The organism is Noviherbaspirillum sp. Root189 (assembly GCF_001428545.1).
In the GTDB taxonomy this organism is placed as follows: domain Bacteria; phylum Pseudomonadota; class Gammaproteobacteria; order Burkholderiales; family Burkholderiaceae_D; genus Noviherbaspirillum.
Genome location: NZ_LMHZ01000003.1, coordinates 88,579 through 104,043, shown reverse-complemented (window position 1 = coordinate 104,043; position 15,465 = coordinate 88,579). Strand labels below are relative to the sequence as shown.

General features: G+C 60.8%; 16 protein-coding genes. 7 read left to right on the top strand and 9 right to left on the bottom strand.

The annotated features are described in order from the left end of the window. The first annotated feature begins 88 nt into the window (after positions 1-88). Positions 89-808 carry a GntR family transcriptional regulator gene (locus tag ASE07_RS02830; protein ID WP_057289294.1) on the top strand — a complete coding sequence of 240 codons (720 nt, stop codon included), beginning with the start codon at positions 89-91 and terminating at the stop codon, positions 806-808. 62 nt (positions 809-870) lie between these two features. Here the strand turns inward: ASE07_RS02830 and ASE07_RS02825 are convergent, their stop codons facing one another. Together ASE07_RS02825 and ASE07_RS02820 are read right to left on the bottom strand one after the other, a co-directional pair. Beyond that, positions 871-1,665, bottom strand: a complete 795-nt coding sequence (locus ASE07_RS02825) for a cyclase family protein (protein ID WP_057289293.1) — start codon at positions 1,663-1,665, stop codon at positions 871-873. A 50-nt stretch (positions 1,666-1,715) separates the two neighbouring features. After that, positions 1,716-2,141, bottom strand: coding sequence for a thioesterase family protein (locus tag ASE07_RS02820; RefSeq protein WP_057289292.1), 426 nt, complete (start codon positions 2,139-2,141; stop codon positions 1,716-1,718). A 334-nt stretch (positions 2,142-2,475) separates the two neighbouring features. Here ASE07_RS02820 and ASE07_RS02815 point away from each other — a divergent pair, with 334 nt between their 5' ends. After that, positions 2,476-3,462: a fumarylacetoacetate hydrolase family protein gene (locus ASE07_RS02815; protein WP_057289291.1), complete on the top strand. Its 987-nt coding sequence runs from the start codon at positions 2,476-2,478 to the stop codon at positions 3,460-3,462. Positions 3,463-3,525: 63 nt separating this feature from the next. Here ASE07_RS02815 and ASE07_RS02810 read toward each other — a convergent pair whose 3' ends face one another. The 7 genes from ASE07_RS02810 to ASE07_RS02780 form a co-directional block, all read right to left on the bottom strand. Beyond that, the gene (locus tag ASE07_RS02810) at positions 3,526-4,461 is read right to left on the bottom strand and encodes a 3-keto-5-aminohexanoate cleavage protein (protein WP_057289290.1); all 936 of its coding nucleotides are present in this window, start codon (positions 4,459-4,461) and stop codon (positions 3,526-3,528) included. A gap of 71 nt (positions 4,462-4,532) precedes the next feature. Next, a complete protein-coding gene (locus tag ASE07_RS02805) occupies positions 4,533-4,730 on the bottom strand; it encodes a hypothetical protein (RefSeq protein WP_057289289.1) in 198 nt (65 codons plus the stop codon). A 65-nt stretch (positions 4,731-4,795) separates the two neighbouring features. Then, positions 4,796-5,563: an ABC transporter permease gene (locus ASE07_RS02800; RefSeq protein WP_057289288.1), complete on the bottom strand. Its 768-nt coding sequence runs from the start codon at positions 5,561-5,563 to the stop codon at positions 4,796-4,798. Then, positions 5,560-6,321 (bottom strand): ABC transporter permease, encoded by a 762-nt coding sequence (locus tag ASE07_RS02795; protein WP_057289287.1) that lies wholly within the window; start codon positions 6,319-6,321, stop codon positions 5,560-5,562. Before ASE07_RS02795 ends, ASE07_RS02800 begins: the two co-directional genes overlap by 4 nt. After that, positions 6,318-7,094 carry an ABC transporter ATP-binding protein gene (locus ASE07_RS02790; RefSeq protein WP_057289286.1) on the bottom strand — a complete coding sequence of 259 codons (777 nt, stop codon included), beginning with the start codon at positions 7,092-7,094 and terminating at the stop codon, positions 6,318-6,320. Before ASE07_RS02790 ends, ASE07_RS02795 begins: the two co-directional genes overlap by 4 nt. Positions 7,095-7,203: 109 nt before the next feature. Beyond that, entirely contained in the window at positions 7,204-8,124 is a 921-nt protein-coding gene (locus tag ASE07_RS02785; RefSeq protein ID WP_057289285.1) for an ABC transporter substrate-binding protein, read from the bottom strand. 254 nt (positions 8,125-8,378) lie between these two features. Then, positions 8,379-9,335 (bottom strand): PDR/VanB family oxidoreductase, encoded by a 957-nt coding sequence (locus ASE07_RS02780; RefSeq protein WP_057289284.1) that lies wholly within the window; start codon positions 9,333-9,335, stop codon positions 8,379-8,381. 369 nt (positions 9,336-9,704) lie between these two features. Here ASE07_RS02780 and ASE07_RS02775 point away from each other — a divergent pair, with 369 nt between their 5' ends. The 5 genes from ASE07_RS02775 to ASE07_RS02755 all read left to right on the top strand — a co-directional run bounded on the left by ASE07_RS02775 (position 9,705) and on the right by ASE07_RS02755 (position 15,463). Beyond that, the gene (locus ASE07_RS02775) at positions 9,705-10,757 is read left to right on the top strand and encodes an aromatic ring-hydroxylating dioxygenase subunit alpha (protein ID WP_057289283.1); all 1,053 of its coding nucleotides are present in this window, start codon (positions 9,705-9,707) and stop codon (positions 10,755-10,757) included. A gap of 51 nt (positions 10,758-10,808) precedes the next feature. Beyond that, entirely contained in the window at positions 10,809-11,792 is a 984-nt protein-coding gene (locus ASE07_RS02770; RefSeq protein WP_057289282.1) for an AraC family transcriptional regulator, read from the top strand. Positions 11,793-12,091: 299 nt separating this feature from the next. After that, positions 12,092-13,069, top strand: coding sequence for a C-terminal binding protein (locus ASE07_RS02765; RefSeq protein ID WP_057289281.1), 978 nt, complete (start codon positions 12,092-12,094; stop codon positions 13,067-13,069). Between the two features lie 27 nt (positions 13,070-13,096). Next, a complete protein-coding gene (eno, locus tag ASE07_RS02760) occupies positions 13,097-14,392 on the top strand; it encodes a phosphopyruvate hydratase (RefSeq protein WP_057289280.1) in 1,296 nt (431 codons plus the stop codon). An 18-nt stretch (positions 14,393-14,410) separates the two neighbouring features. Then, a complete protein-coding gene (locus ASE07_RS02755) occupies positions 14,411-15,463 on the top strand; it encodes a phosphotransferase family protein (protein ID WP_057289332.1) in 1,053 nt (350 codons plus the stop codon). The last annotated feature ends 2 nt before the right edge of the window (positions 15,464-15,465 follow it).

Genomic DNA, 15,465 nt, shown 5'->3' with positions numbered 1-15,465 from the left:
CCGATGTCCGCATGGGAGTATCCTGTTGCGAACGGCGCCTTTTAGGTAAACTGCGCTGTCGTTTCCAATTCTTTCCAGGATTCACTCAATGTCACGAGCCGCAAGCAGCGCATCCAAACCGGGCAGCCCAAAGAAGGCCGCGGAGCCGAAAATGGCTGAAGAACACCACATGACCCTGACGGACAAGGCCTATGCGGACCTGGAGGAAATGATCGTTACCCTGCAGCTGGCGCCTGGAGAAGCGGTGTCCGAAGCCAGTCTCAGCGCAAAGCTGGGCATCGGCCGGACGCCGATTCGCGAAGCGGTGCAACGGCTTGCACGGGAAAAATTGCTGGTCATTCTGCCGCAGCGCGGCATCTTTGTTTCCGAGATCAACGTCGGCAGCCAGCTCAAGCTGCTGGAGCTGCGCCGTGAGCTCGAGCGCCTGCTGGCGCGCCTGGCGGCCAGACGGGTGACCACCGACGAGATCGCTCAGTTCAAGCGCATCGCCAGCGGACTGGAGAAGGCGTCCCGCACCAATGACGAAACAACGTTCATGCGCCTTGACAGGGAATTCAATCTGCTGGTGGCCAAGGCGGCACGCAATGAATTTCTGACCACGTCGATGAGCCTGACCCAGTCCCTGTCCCGCCGCTTCTGGTATATCCATTACAAGCAGGTGGCCGACATGCCGTTGGCGGCCCGGCTCCACGCCGAAGTCGCGCGCGCCATCGCCAACCGTGATGATGTCGCGGCGGCAAAGGCCTCGGACGCACTGATCAACTATATCGAGGAATTTACCCGCGCCACGCTGGACGCCGGCATGTAGAGCGCTTGTGTCGTGCCCAACGCATGTTGCCGGCCGGTGCAAAGGCCGGCCGGCATGATCAATCAGGGCTTGAGCTTATCGTCGATGATGGCAACCGCGCGCGTCCAGCCGGCGGAAGCGCCGCGGATCTTGTGCGGGAAGCAGGAGATAAAAAAGCCATCGGACGGCAGGGCTTCGAGATTATGAAGCTTCTCCAGGTGGCAGTAACCGATATGACGGCCAGCCTTATGCCCTTCCCACAGCAGGGAAGCATCGCCTGTCGCTTTCGCGCGTTCGACCTGGTACGACAGCGGCGGGTCCCAACTCCAGGCATCGGTACCGGTCAGCCGCACGCCGCGTTCCAGCAAGTACATCGTTGCTTCATAACCCATGCCGCAACCGGAGCGCCAGTAGTTCGGGTCGCCATACTTCTTGCCCGCGGAGGTGTTGACCACGACGATTTCGAGCGGCTTGAGTTCATGGTCGATGCGTTTCAGTTCCGCTTCCACATCCTTCGCCGTCACCAGGTAGCCATCCGGGAAATGGCGGAAGTCGAGCTTGACGCCAGGCTGGAAGCACCAGTTCAAGTCCACTTCGTCGATGGTGGTCGACTTCTCGCCGTGGTTCATGGTCGAGTGGAAGTGATACGGCGCATCGAGGTGAGTGCCGTTATGGGTGCTCAGGGAAATGTTTTCCACCGCCGCGAATTCGCCTTCAGGCATGTCTTCGAGTTCGAAGCCGGGCATCAGGATATCCATCGCCTTTTCGGAATGCTCGTCCTTGTGCGTGCTGTAATTGATTTTCGGTCCCAGTCCCGGCGGATCGGAGGGAACATCGTTTTCCAGATAGATCGACAGATCGATCAGCTGCCTTGCCATAGCGGTCTCCTTAGTTGACAGGTTAAGACGAAAGGGATCTGCACCGCGCCTCAGTCGGCGTCCGCAGCCCTTTCCTGCTTTTGTTTGAGCTTCTCGTTGAAACGCACCGGGTCAATCAGGTAACGCTCATGCGTACCCTGCGATATGACATCGACGCCATCATGCGCGGAAACCTTGAATAACAGCCTCCTACCCACGACTTCGACGAGTTCGGTCGATACCGTAACCGTCAGTCCGGGCGGCGTCGCAGCCTGGTGGGTGAAGTACACGCCGGTGCCGACGGACTGCACCTTGGGCCAGTCCATGTGATCCTTGATGGACTCGATGCAAGCCCACTCCAGCAATCCCACCATGAACCCCGTGGCAAGCACTTTGGGCATTTGCTGGAACATATCCGATTCGGGATAGAGGCAAGGCACCGTCTTGCTGGGCGGAACCGCATAAGTAAAGGTAAAGGAGATCCCTGGGGCCAACACGCGTCATTCTTTCGTAGGTTTCTGGAAGAGGCCTCAAGGGCAATAGCTGCAATGGATGCAATGGATGCAATCCCTGCAGCACCCGGGCAATGCTGATCTTACTGTGTCTTGCCGGTGCGTCCTGCATGGAATTCGGTGATCGGCGCCATCCAGAAAATGGATAGTTCGAGGCAAGCTTCGCAGCGCCAACGCAATCCGTCGTATTGATGGTATCGATAGCGTGCATCACAACATGCGACTTTTCCATGCATTGCCCCGCTAGTAAGATCCGTTAGGCAGCAGCAGAAGCCGCAGTTGGATCGTGCTCGTCAATTACTCTACAGGATGGCAACAGATGAAACTCGCAACACTCAAGAATGGCACCAGGGACGGCAAGCTTGTCGTGGTATCGCGGGACCTCACCCGTGCTGTCGAAGCGGGCGCAAAGGTGCCGACCATGCAGGCCGCGATTGAACATTGGGAACAGGTCTTGCCCTACCTTCAGGACTTGTCCGATCGGCTCAACAGCAATGACATATCGGGCGCGATTCCATTCCATTCCAGTGACGCCGCTGCCCCGCTGCCCCGCGCCTACCAGTTTGTCGATGCCTCTTCGTTTCTCAATCATGGAAGCATCATGGAAAAGGCGTTCAAGGTAGCGCCCCAGGTTCCGCCGGGAACTCCCATCCTGGTGCAGCGCCAGGGAGACGACTTCTGCGGCCCCAATGATGACTATGTCCTGGTGGATGAGGCTGAACTCGGCGACTTCGAGGGAGAAATCGCGGTCATTGTGGATGACATCCCCTTTGGCACGAAGGCCGATCAAACCATGAAACATATCCGTCTGCTGATGATTCTCAACGACGTCAGCATGCGCGCCCATGTGGGACGCGAAATGGGAATGGGATTCGGCTTCATCCAGGCCAAGCCGGCAACGACGTTCGGACCGGTGGCCGTTACTCCGGACGAACTGGGCGTGGGATGGTCAAACGGGCGTGTCTGCCTGGACCTGCACGTTCATCGCAACGGAGAGCTGTTCGGCCATCCGAACGGAAGAGAAATGGATTACAGTTTCGGCCAGCTGCTTCAGCACCTCTGCCACAACCGCAATCTGCGCGCCGGCACGGTGCTGGGCACCGGCACGTTCTCGAACGTCGACCATGAGACAGTGGGCTCGGCATGCCTGGCTGAACGGCGGGCACTGGAAACCATCGCCCATGGCGAGGCCAAGACTCCTTTCCTGCAGTACGGCGACAGGCTGCGTTTTGAAATGTTCGGCGCGGATGGACACTCGATTTTCGGCGCGATCGACCAGCGTTTCGTGCCGCCTGCAACGCGCTAATCCTTTCTTTCCCCACGAAAGTGGGGAAAACATTGTCGATGCCGCGCCATGCGGCATTTCTGTCTAGAAGCCGACGTTGTTCGGCCCCTTCAGCGCGAGCAGTTCCCGTGCATCCGCGGGACTAGCCACTTCAAGCCCCAGCTCCTCCAGGATGCGGCGGACCTTGGCCACCTGCGATGCGTTGGATTCCGCCAGTTCTCCCTTCTTCAGCCACAGGCTATCTTCCAGGCCGACACGGACGTTGCCGCCCATGACCGCGGACTGCGCCGCGACGAACATCTGATTGCGGCCGGCACCCAGCACCGACCACAGGTAGTCATCGCCGAAAAGCCTGTCGGCCGTGCGCTTCATATGCAGCACATCTTCCGGATGCGGGCCGATGCCGCCTCGCAGGCCGAACACGGACTGAATAAAGAATGGCGGCTTGATCAGGCCGCGATCGAGGAAGTGCGCCGCCGTGTAGAGATGTCCGATGTCGTAGCACTCGATCTCGAAGCGCGTGCCGTTATTGCTGCAGGATTCAAGAATATAGGCGATGTCGCGGAAGCTATTCTTGAAGATGCGCTCATCGCTGCCGGCCAGATAGGGCAACTCCCAGTCATGCTTGAACTCCTTGTAGCGCGGAACCATTTCGTACAGGCCGAAATTCATGGAGCCCATGTTCAGCGATGCCACCTCGGGGCTGAACTGGTGAGCCGGGCGCAACCTGTCCTCGACCGACATCGCCGGCGATCCACCGGTCGTGATATTGACCACGACGTCGGAAGCCGATTTGATGACAGGCAGGAATTCGGCAAACAGCCTCGGATCCTGAGACGGTTCGCCTGTCTGTGGATTGCGTGCATGAAGGTGCACGATTGCCGCGCCCGCTTCTGCAGCGCCTATCGCGGACTGGGCGATCTGCTCGGGAGTGACCGGCAGATAAGGCGACATGGTCGGCGTATGGATCGAGCCGGTAATCGCGCAGGTAATAATCACTTTCGACTGTTTCTTGGACATGTTCTTCCTCTTGGTGGTTGACTCAATGAACAAAGGTTCCGGCGCACATGTCCGCGCTCATACCTCGACTCTCATACCATCAGCATGAAAACGGGCAGGCCCGCCGTCACGGGTATGGCAGCAGCGCCGCTCTGGATCGGTATGCCGTCCTGCTGTTCGGCCTGGCATTCCTTTTGGCTGGACCGGGCATGCATAAACAGCAGTCCGTCGTGCGCAGCCGCACAAGGTTCCAGCAGGTTGAGAGCGACGGGTATGATCTTTTCCCACATGGCGCTTTTCTCCTCGATACAATCTGTTCGCGCGGCTGCAGGATGCCGTCCGCGCCAGACCGGGTTCAGTCCTGTCGCAATCGCCAGCGCAAGAAGCGCCGCTCCGCATTCTTCAATGCCGTATCGCTCACGTAACCGATCAGGCTCAACAGGACGACGCCGGCGAACAAGTCGGCAGACTGATATCCGCGCGAAGCGACCAGGATGGCCATGCCGAGCCCTTCCTGCGACGCCAGCATTTCTCCCACAACCGACAACACCAGCGCAACGGTCAGCGACAGCCTTGCGCCAGACAAAATATCCGGCAAGGCGTTCGGCAAGCCGATCTTCCAGATAAATGCCAAACGCGACATTCGCAGCATGCGGGCGGTTTCAATCAGGCGCGGCTCGATGACCGCAAAGCCGTGAATCGATGCCAGCAGGACCGGCCATACCGCGCCAAAGGCAATCACGCCCAGCACCATGGCCGGAGACAGACCGAACAGGGCAATTGCAACGGGAACCACGGCGGAGGCCGGCAGTGGCCGAATGTATTCCAGAGTGGGCTGGAGCCAGGCGCGTGCGGACGGCGAAACGCCGATCAGCGTGCCCAGCACGATGCCCAGCAATGTTGCGAGCAACCATCCATAGACCATGTGCGCAATGGTGCCAAGCGCGAGTTCGGCCAGGTTCCCCTGTCGGAAACCGTCAGCAAGCGCGGCGGCGACGGCGCCGGGCGACGGCAGGTACACCGGAGACACCCATTGCATTGCGCATACCGCATGCCATAGCACGGCAAATCCCGCGGCCACCAGCAGACTTCCTGTCATCCAACCCAGCCGCTCCCGATTCATGCCGGCCTCCCCGGCCCAAGGCGAAACAATAGCCGGTTCTGCACGGCCAGCATCAAGGCATTGATACCCCAACCAAGTACAGCCACCCATAGCAGGAATGCCAGCATCAGGGCAGGCTGCAGAGTCTGTTGCGCGCTCATCATCGCGTAGCCGAGGCCGCGTGGATTGGCCGTGATTTCCGTCGTGATGGCAAGCACGAGAGCCACGCCGGTAACCAGGCGCAGCGCCACGAATAAACGCGGCAGGGCCGCCGGCAGTACGATGTTCAATACGCGCTTCAGCGGTCCCAGGCCCAGCATCCGGGAGACTTCCAGCAGACATGGTTCGATCTCGCGCACGGCCGCTTCGGATAGCAGCAGCATCGGCCAGAAGCACGCGAAGGAAATCACGGCTGCCTGCATGCGAAACCCGAAGCCGAACAGCAGCATGGCCAGCGGAATGAGCGCCACCGATGGAACGGGTCGCAGCATCTCGACGGTTGCGCGCGACAAGCGCGCCGCCGCCGGCGTCAACCCTAGCCAGATGCCTAGCAGCAGGCCGAGGCCGCCGCCGATGACAATGCCGCCGGCCACGGTCTCCAGGGTCTGCAGCGTGGCTTCGAGCAGGCTGCCGTCCGCGAGCGCTTGCCAGCCGGCGGCCAGCACCGCCGAGGGCGCGGCGAGCGCATCGCTTTGCGTGCCGCCCATCCGCATTGCGGCTTCAGCCGCCGCCAGAGCGCCAAGCGGCAGTACCGCTCCGTGCCAGGTGCCATGCGTCATGAATGATTCCCCTGAACCAGACCGAAGAGGGAACGGCGCAAACCGTGAAATCCGGGTTCTTCATACGTTGCCAGCTGGTCGCGCGGACGCGCTAGCGGCACGTCAACGAGCCTGGCCAGCCGCCCCGGATCCGCCTTCAGCGCCACGACACGGTCGCCCAGGTAAAGTGCCTCATCCAGATCATGCGTAATGAACAGCACCGTCGTTCCGCTGTCGGCGGCGATGCGCGCAACTTCATCCTGCAGGCTCTGGCGGGTCATCGCGTCCAGCGCGCCAAAAGGTTCGTCCATCAGCAGCACGGCCGGCTCCTGCGCCAGGCAGCGCGCAATCTGCAATCGCTGCTGCATGCCACCGGAAAGCTGGGCCGGATACCTGTTCCCATGCTGCGAGAGGCCGACCTTCTGCAGCAGAGCCGCAATGCGGTCGGACCGTTCGCCCTTCGGCATGCCGGCAGATTCCAGCGCAAGGCTGATGTTGCCTGCCGCAGTGCGCCATGGCAGCAGCGCCTTGGCATAATCCTGAAAAACGATCGCCACATCCGGCGACGGCCCGGTCACAGGCCGCCCTTCATGCACCACCTGCCCTGAAGTCGGCTTCAGCAATCCGGCCAGCAGGCGCAGCAGCGTCGTCTTGCCGCATCCCGAGGGGCCGATCACGCAAACAAATTCCCTGCGCCGGATATCCAGCGAAAAGTCCTGCAGAATGAGCCTGCCGCCGAGCGAGAGCTGTACCTGGTGGAAGGAAACGACGATATCTGCGCTGGATGATGTCATTGGTGAATGCCTGGCGTAACTGGAACGGCTCGTAAAGCGAAGGGAATTGCCCGCGCTGAACCGCATGAGCGGTCCTGCCTTGCGCCACTCCGCATCCGGGCGGCTCTCTTCATTTAACGATCAAGGTGTTCAGCTTGGGCGGGTTCCTGAGCATGTTCTGCTCGCGCATCGCCTTGTCGAAGAAGGCAAGCTCATTCGGCTCGATCTCCGTCTTCAGCTTGGGAATCTGCAGCGAGGCCAGTACCTCCGGCGGTACCCGCACATATTTACCGATCGCCTGGCGAGCCTGTTCCGGATGTGCCAGCGCGTGCCGTTCGGCTTCCTTCAGCGCGTCGCGGAAAGCGCGCAACGCTACCGGATTCCTGCCGGCCCATTCCCGCGTGGTCATGTACAACACCTGGGAAAATCCTTCCGGCAGTTCCTGCATCACGTAGGCAAGCAGGCTACCGGTACCTGCCTGCAGGATGCGAAGCAGGAAAGGATCGGCGGTCATCACGGCGTCAACAGTGCCCGCCTTGAGCACATCGTTCATTTGCGGGAATGCAATCTCGGTGAAACTTACCTTTTTCGGATCCACGCCCTTGCCGGCAAGCCATTGCCTGGCCATGATATGCAGTGCGGCGTTCAGGCCGGGTACCCCGATCTTCTTGCCGGCCAGATCTTGCGCCGAGCGGATATTGGCGCCGGTGCGAACGATCAATCCGACTTCGGTGGCGGGTCTGGCATTGACGCTCGCATTGGCGAAGGCAACGAGGTCCATGCCGCTGTCCGCCGCCTGGATCAGCACCGGCGTGGCACTGGCGCCGACCTGGATCGAGTCGGACTGCAGGGCCGCGGGCAGAACGCCGCTTAACGCCACCAGCTGCGGCGTGACGTCCAGCCCGTGCTTGTCAAAGATCTTCTGTTCCTTTGCGACATAGAGCGCGGCGAAAGCGGTGACTGCCGTATAACCGACGACCATTTTGGTCTGGGCAAACACCGTTGGCGATATCAGCGCCGCAACGAGACACAGGGCCTTGATGATTTTCATATCGGATGAGGTTCATGGATGGGAAAGATAAGCCGCCTTTTCATCGCGGGAAGTGTCGGTACGTAGCGATGGAGCGCAATCGACGAACCAATTCAAAGCATGGCCATGTTACTGATATATCAGGTTGACCGGCTGTACTAGCGTCACTCGAAAGCCAATGTTTTTATGGATACCCGGCATCGTTCGGCCCGATACATCGCCATTAAGCGCGAACCCGCTGCCGGGTATCGCGCGCTGCACTCTGCTTGCCGTGCTTAAAGGTCAAGAACCAACGGCCCGCTTCTGGCTCGCGAACAGCATGGCGTGAACTGGTCGTTCTTCGCCTTCTCATCATCGGTAAAGTACATGTCGCGGTGATCGGGCACGCCGCCGAGCACGCGGGTAATGCAGGTGCCGCAAACGCCCTGCTCACAGGACACGGGAATGCTCATCCCTTCGTCTTCCAGAACCTGCGCCACGCTCTTGTCAGACGGAATGAGGATGGTCCTGCCGGTGCTGGCGATCGTGACTTCAAACGCCTGATCGCCGCTGGTGTCCACCGGCGCGGCGGCGAAATATTCGAAGTGGATGCGGTCCTTTCCCCAGCCTTGTGCTTCAGCGGTCTTGGTCACATGCTCGATGAATCCTCCGGGTCCGCAGACGTACAAATGCGTTTCGGGACCGCATTGACGGAGCAATTGCGCCATGTCCAGCTTCTGCTCGGCCGGACCGCTGTCATGGTGGAACTGCACCGCGCCGGCGAAGCCGCATTTGCGGATGCGGTCGATGAACGCGGTACGCTCCGGCGAACGCGTACAGTAATGCATCTCGAAATCAGCCCCGGTCTTTGCCAGGCGTTCGGCCATGCACAGAATGGGCGTGACGCCAATGCCGCCGGCCAGCAGCAGGCTGCGTTGCGCCGGCACCAGGGAAAAATGATTTCTTGGAGCGCTGATCTGGATGACGTCGCCCTCCTGTACGCTGTCGTGCATGGCCACCGATCCGCCGCGCGACGCCGGATCACGCAGCACCGCGATCAGGTAGCGATGGGTCTCGCCGGGATCGTTGCACAACGAGTATTGCCGAATCACGCCGCCTGGCGCATGGACATCGATATGCGAGCCCGCGCTGAACGCCGGCAGCGGCGAGCCGTCCAGGCTGGACAGTTCAAAACTGGCGATGTCTTCAGCTTCGACGCGCTTGCGAATCACTCGCACTTCCATAGTACTCATCAGGCCTCCTTCTTTCCTTTTTTATTGCATTCCACGTGGCTTATTGCACCAGGCAATCGCAGAATAGAGAAAAACGGGCAATGCCGTAAAGCCGATTTTCGCAATGCCATCTATTTGCGAGGCCAATGGATAAACGTCGGGCGTGGTGAGAATGCAGCGACTGCTCGCGCAACATTCCTGGACGATTGCATCGGTTTATTGGACCATAACGACTTGTTTATCCAGAATCTCGCCTATATAGTCTTCTGCATTTCCGACCGCTTTAAAACTAAAGCTATGACTAAAGCTATAAGGTCGACAAGAACCAAGAAATACCGGGACGGCCTGCCGCTCGGTCCCTGCAGATCAAATTCAACTCAAGGAGACGACATGGCATTTCTGAGAAACGCATGGTATTGCGCCGGCTGGACCGACGAACTTTCCGACAAGCCGATCGGCCGCACTTTCCTCGGCGAACCCGTGGTCATGTACCGCAAGGAAGACGGCGCGGCGGTGGCGATCGGCGGCCGCTGCCCGCACCGCTTCGCGCCGCTGGCGATGGGCAAGGTCAAGGATGGCTGTATCGAATGTCCCTATCATGGGCTCCGCTTCGATCAGACCGGTGCGTGCAGCCATAATCCGCATGGCGACGGCGCCATCCCCAAGGCCGCCCGCGTGCCTGCGTACCCGATGGTAGAGCGCTACGACGTGCTCTGGATCTGGATGGGTGAGAGCAGCCTGGCCAACCCGGACGCCATTCCCGACGTGCATGAAATCGCCAGTCAGGATGGCTGGCGTGTCATCCGCGGTCATCTGCCGGTCCGCGCCCATTATGAATTGATAACCGATAACCTGATGGACCTGAGCCATGTGCCTTATCTTCATCCCTTCCTGACGGGGAGCGGGCCGCTGCCGCCGGATTTCCAGGAAATCCGCGAGCTGAAACAGGATGGCAACACCGTGTATTCCATGCATACCAACAAGAACATGCCGATGTCACCGCTGTTTCAGATGCTCTGGAATGGCGAGGCGCCTTCCGTGGCCGACATGCGCGCCCACATGCGCTGGGATGCGCCGTCGAACCTGATGCTGGATGTCGGCATGTACCCGTCTAACGGACCCGTCAGTGCAGGGCCGTCCATCCCGACCGCTCACCTGTTGACGCCGGAGACGGAAAACAGCACCCACTATTTCTGGGCGCAAGCGCGCGACACCAAGCGTGACAGTGCGGAGCTCGATGCTATTCTCAAGGCCGGCATCAGTGATGTTTTCCAGAACGAAGACGAAAAGATGATTGTCGCTTGCGCCGAGCTGATGGGCACCAACGACCTGTTTTCGCTCAAGCCGGTACTCCTGCCCGGAGACGGCCCGGCCATCCGCACACGCCGCGTGCTGTCCGCAATGATCGATAAGGAACAGGCCGCGGGGTCCGTCGCTGCATGATGGTAAGCTGACCGTTTCCGCCTTCAAAGGAAACGGTCAGACTGCCATCTCATGGAAAACGAAGACGTGGATCTGCTCAGTGATGTCCTGCTGTCCATCAGGGTGGAGGCGACCGCTTTCGTCAATTTTCACCTGCGGGCGCCCTGGGGGCTGGAGATCAAGGACGCCGACCGCTTCGAACCGGCGTACTGCTACTGCATTATTGAAGGCCGGGCGATCGCTTTGCAGAATGGCAAGGACCCGGTCACGCTTCTGCCTGGAGATACCCTGCTGCTGCCGCACGGCGGTGCGAGCACCATCGCATCGTCGCCGGATGCGAAGCTCACCTTGGTCGGCGATATCTGGCAACAGCAGCAGTTACCCAACTTCGACGCCTCGGCGAAAACCTCCAAACCCATTCACGTTCACCTGGGCGCCGGCGGCGATACCACTCGTGCGCTCGCCCTGGCCTACCGCTTCCGCGGACAACGCCATCTCGGGCTCATGGCCGCGCTGCCGCAAACCCTGGTGCTGCGCGGCGGCCAGCATGGCGCGACTCCCTTCATCCGCACCGCGCTGGACTTCCTTACCGTGGAAGAAGCGAGCAGCACTCCGGGCTACATGGCGTTGGCCAACGAACTCGCCGAACTCCTGTTCATCTCCTTTCTGCGCGAATACATCATTCAGGAACGCCAGCATGCCCCAGGCTGGCTGCGCGCACTGTTCGACCCGCAGATCCGCAAAGCCTTGCAGGCGATTCATCAGCGCCCCCAGCATGCCTGGACGGTCGAGGGACTGGCTGAGCAGTCAGGCATGTCGCGTTCCGCCTTCGCTCAGCGATTCAATGAATGTGCCGGACAGTCTCCCATCGACTATCTCACTGAATGGCGGGTAACAATGGCGCGGGACGCACTGGCAAACAGCGACCGGTCAATCGGTGAAATCCTGGCCAGCGTCGGGTATCAATCGGAAAGCGCTTTCAGGAAGGCATTTCTGAAGAAAACCGGGACAACCCCGAGCGAATTCCGCAAGCGCGGCCGTACGCAGCGCCGCTGAATCCGACCATTCGGCGCCGCCGATACCGGCTATCGGAATTATTCATTCCTCCCCGCCTTGCGCGATCAGGTAGAAGGAAGCGGGCCGCCAGCCGATGATCCGGGCTTGCACAAGCGATGGATACGGGGGTTGATACGGATGATTGATGCCGGCAGGTGGCCTGCTATCAATTTTTGCACTTGGCCCTTTCTGAAAAATTCACTCTTCAATCGCACGGCAGAAAAATATACTCGCTCCATGCTCAAGCAATGACCGGCGCCCGGGGTGTCGGACGTTGATCGAACAATATGGAGACCCTCATGACCCAATTCCGGCAGGACACCGTACTGCTCACCGACTTCGCCTGGCCCGACATCGAACTGGAACGCGGCATTATTGCCGCCGCCGGCTTCAGACTGGTGGCCGGCCCGTCAAGTCCCGCCTCTGCGGAAACCATTGAAGCCCTCGCCCGGGAACATCAGCCGGCCGCAATCATGACTTGCTGGGCGCAAGTGTCATCGGCGGCAATTGCTTCCAGCCCCGGATTGAAGATTGTTGCGCGAATGGGCGTCGGCCTCGACAACATCGCCGTCGCCAGCGCCACTGAACGGGGCGTGCTGGTAACGAACGTTCCGGATTATTGCGTGGAAGAGGTTTCCGACCATGTCATGGGGATGCTGCTGGCCTGGACACGCGGCATCGTTTCCTTTGACCGCGACGTGCGGTCCGGCAACTGGAACCCGGCCAGCGCACAACTGCGCAGGCTGTCCGCCCTGACCTGCGGCATTATCGGCTATGGCCGCATCGGCCGCCGTACCGCCGCAAAGCTGAAGGCCTTCGGCGTGCGCCTGCTCGTCAGCGATCCTCATCCACAGGCAGAAGACGGCATTACCTTCACCGACCTCGATACCTTGCTGGCGCAAAGCGATGCGGTCATCGTGCACGCACCACTCGTGCCTTCGACCAGGCACCTGATCAATCGCGAACGCATCGCGCGCATGAAACAGGGCGCCATGCTCGTCAATGTCAGCCGGGGCGGCATCGTCGACACCGACGCGGTGATCGCCGCTCTTCAATCGGGCCAGCTGAGCGGTGCAGGCCTGGATGTACTGGAGAGCGAACCCGATGTCCCGGCGGCGCTGGCTGACCAGCCCGGCGCCATCATTACTCCCCATGTCGCGTTTTCATCCGATGTTTCCCTCATCGAACTGCGGCGCCGCGCCTGCGAAGAAGTCGTGCGTGTGCTACGCGGCGAAAACGCGCATTTTCCGTGCAACAAGCCGACGGTACCGGCCTAAAACGCTACAACCTTGATAAGGAATTTCATGAGCAAGACCAGCATCCGTACACTCCGCGCGCGCCAGATTCTCGACTCGCGGGGCCGACCGACCGTAGAAGTCGATGTGGAACTGGAGGACGGCACGGAAGGACGTGCCTCCGTTCCTTCCGGCGCTTCCACCGGCGCCGCCGAGGCGCATGAACTGCGTGACGGCGACAAGTCGCGTTACGAAGGGCGCGGCGTGCTGCAGGCGGTTGCCCATGTCAATGATGAGATCGCCGCACGGCTGCGCGGCAGCGACGCCATGCAGCAGAATGCGATCGACGCCACGTTGCTGGAGCTGGACGGAACGCCTCAGCTCAAGCGGCTGGGCGCCAATGCGATCCTTGGTTCCTCGCTTGCGATCTGCCGCGCCGCCGCCGCCAGCGCGCGCCAGCCGCTCTACCAGCGCATCGCCGAACTTTCAGATACCGCGCGCCTGACCATGCCCATGCCGATGGTGAACATTCTCAGCGGTGGCCTGCATGCCGGACGCGGCATGGATGTGCAAGATTTTCTTGCGATCCCCGCCAGCGCGCAATCCATCAATGAAGCGATCCATCTCATTTCCCGCGTGCGTTCCGCCGCCACCGAAGTCATGCAGCGCCGCGGCCTCTCCACCCTGCTGGCCGACGAAGGCGGACTGAGCCCGGGCTTCGAGACCGGCCGTGAAGCACTGCAGCTGATGGTGGAAGCCACCGAACATGCGGGTCTGCAACCGGGCAAGGACATCGTTATCGCGATTGACGTGGCCGCAAGCTCGCTCAAGGGACCCAACGGCACTTACCGGCTCGCACGCGAAGGACGCAACGTCACCAGCGAGGACATGATCGCCATGCTGGAAGCCTGGGTAAGCGAATTCCCGATCATATCGATCGAGGATGGTCTCGATGAGGAAGACTGGGCCGGCTGGGAAAAGCTTAGCGCCCGACTCGGCGGCAAGGTCAGGCTCATCGGCGATGATCTGTTCACCACCAACCTGGGGCGCGTACGCCGCGGCATTGAAGCCGGCATCGCCAATGGCGTGCTGGTGAAGGTTAACCAGAACGGCAGCCTGTCAGGCACTCTTGCCGTCATCGCGGCATCGCGCGCGGCAGCCTATGCGCCTGTGGTATCGGCGCGCTCCGGCGAAACAGAAGACAGCTTTATCGCCGACCTTGCCGTCGGCTCCGCGGCCGGGCAGATCAAGATCGGTTCCGTGCGCTGCTCGGACCGCCTTTCGAAATACAACCAGTTGCTGCGCATCGAAGAGCAAAGCCGCGCCGAATTCGCCGGCATGTCGGCCATTACACTGAAGAACTGAGGACGGTCCATGGGCTCCATGCAACAACAACCCACGCTGAAAACCGACACCGCGGATCCGGCGCTGACGCAATTTCTGGTCCGTGCCGGCCTGGCGACCGACGGTGAAGCGGCAAGCTGGCATCCGTTGACCGGCGGCGTCTCCTCCGACATCTGGCGCGTCGACCTGCCCGGACGCACGCTGTGCGTCAAACGCGCCCTGGCGCAATTGAAGGTTGCCGCGGAGTGGAAGGCGCCGACGTCGCGCAATGCTTATGAATGGGCCTGGATCGAGTTTGCGTCGCAACAAGAGCCTCACGCCGTCCCGCGACCGCTCGCGCACGATCCGGCGGCTGGACTGTTTGCGATGGAATTCCTCGATCCGGCGGCGCATCCGGTCTGGAAGGCGCAACTGCTCGATGGCCATGTCGATATTGACACGGCCGCTGCGGTCGGCGCCCTGCTCGGCCGTCTTCATAACGCCAGCGCCTACGATCAGCAGCTGGAAAGCGAGTTTGCCACCACCAGCAATTTTCACGCGTTGCGCCTCGATCCCTACCTGCTCGCCACCGCCGAGCGTCATCCTGCGCTCGCGCAACCTATCCGGGAGATGGTCCACTCGCTTACCGCTGCGCGCATCGCTCTGGTACATGGCGACGTCAGCCCTAAAAACATTCTGGTCGGCCCGCGCGGACCGGTGTTCCTGGACGCCGAGTGCGCCTGGTTTGGCGACCCGGCATTCGACCTTGCGTTTTGCCTCAACCACCTGATGCTCAAATGCATTGCCAGGCCGGATCAGCGTTTCAGTCTGCTTGCCAGCTTTGCGCGACTGAGCGAGGCCTATTTTGACCTTGCGCGGTGGGAGCCGCGCAGCGGTGAAAATGGATTGGAAGGACGCAGTGCGCGCTTGCTGCCCATGTTGTTCCTTGCACGGGTCGACGGCAAATCCCCGGTGGAATACCTGACCGGGGCCGCGCAGAAGGATCTGGTCCGGCGGGTCGCCATACCTCTGATCGAAAGGCCGGTCACTCACCTGCACGAGATCGGCAGGCAGCTGCAGCTTGCCCTGGACCGGCAATTCCATGGCCGGTGACG

What these genes read in the sequence shown, in the direction of transcription:
- ASE07_RS02765 (WP_057289281.1), top strand. Translation starts at nt 12,092, where the DNA reads ATGACCCAATTCCGGCAGGACACCGTACTGCTCACCGACTTCGCCTGG.
- ASE07_RS02805 (WP_057289289.1), bottom strand. Translation starts at nt 4,730, where the DNA reads ATGTGGGAAAAGATCATACCCGTCGCTCTCAACCTGCTGGAACCTTGT.
- ASE07_RS02755 (WP_057289332.1), top strand. Translation starts at nt 14,411, where the DNA reads ATGCAACAACAACCCACGCTGAAAACCGACACCGCGGATCCGGCGCTG.
- ASE07_RS02770 (WP_057289282.1), top strand. Translation starts at nt 10,809, where the DNA reads ATGGAAAACGAAGACGTGGATCTGCTCAGTGATGTCCTGCTGTCCATC.
- ASE07_RS02785 (WP_057289285.1), bottom strand. Translation starts at nt 8,124, where the DNA reads ATGAAAATCATCAAGGCCCTGTGTCTCGTTGCGGCGCTGATATCGCCA.
- eno (WP_057289280.1), top strand. Translation starts at nt 13,097, where the DNA reads ATGAGCAAGACCAGCATCCGTACACTCCGCGCGCGCCAGATTCTCGAC.
- ASE07_RS02815 (WP_057289291.1), top strand. Translation starts at nt 2,476, where the DNA reads ATGAAACTCGCAACACTCAAGAATGGCACCAGGGACGGCAAGCTTGTC.
- ASE07_RS02800 (WP_057289288.1), bottom strand. Translation starts at nt 5,563, where the DNA reads ATGAATCGGGAGCGGCTGGGTTGGATGACAGGAAGTCTGCTGGTGGCC.
- ASE07_RS02775 (WP_057289283.1), top strand. Translation starts at nt 9,705, where the DNA reads ATGGCATTTCTGAGAAACGCATGGTATTGCGCCGGCTGGACCGACGAA.
- ASE07_RS02790 (WP_057289286.1), bottom strand. Translation starts at nt 7,094, where the DNA reads ATGACATCATCCAGCGCAGATATCGTCGTTTCCTTCCACCAGGTACAG.
- ASE07_RS02825 (WP_057289293.1), bottom strand. Translation starts at nt 1,665, where the DNA reads ATGGCAAGGCAGCTGATCGATCTGTCGATCTATCTGGAAAACGATGTT.
- ASE07_RS02830 (WP_057289294.1), top strand. Translation starts at nt 89, where the DNA reads ATGTCACGAGCCGCAAGCAGCGCATCCAAACCGGGCAGCCCAAAGAAG.
- ASE07_RS02810 (WP_057289290.1), bottom strand. Translation starts at nt 4,461, where the DNA reads ATGTCCAAGAAACAGTCGAAAGTGATTATTACCTGCGCGATTACCGGC.
- ASE07_RS02795 (WP_057289287.1), bottom strand. Translation starts at nt 6,321, where the DNA reads ATGACGCATGGCACCTGGCACGGAGCGGTACTGCCGCTTGGCGCTCTG.
- ASE07_RS02780 (WP_057289284.1), bottom strand. Translation starts at nt 9,335, where the DNA reads ATGAGTACTATGGAAGTGCGAGTGATTCGCAAGCGCGTCGAAGCTGAA.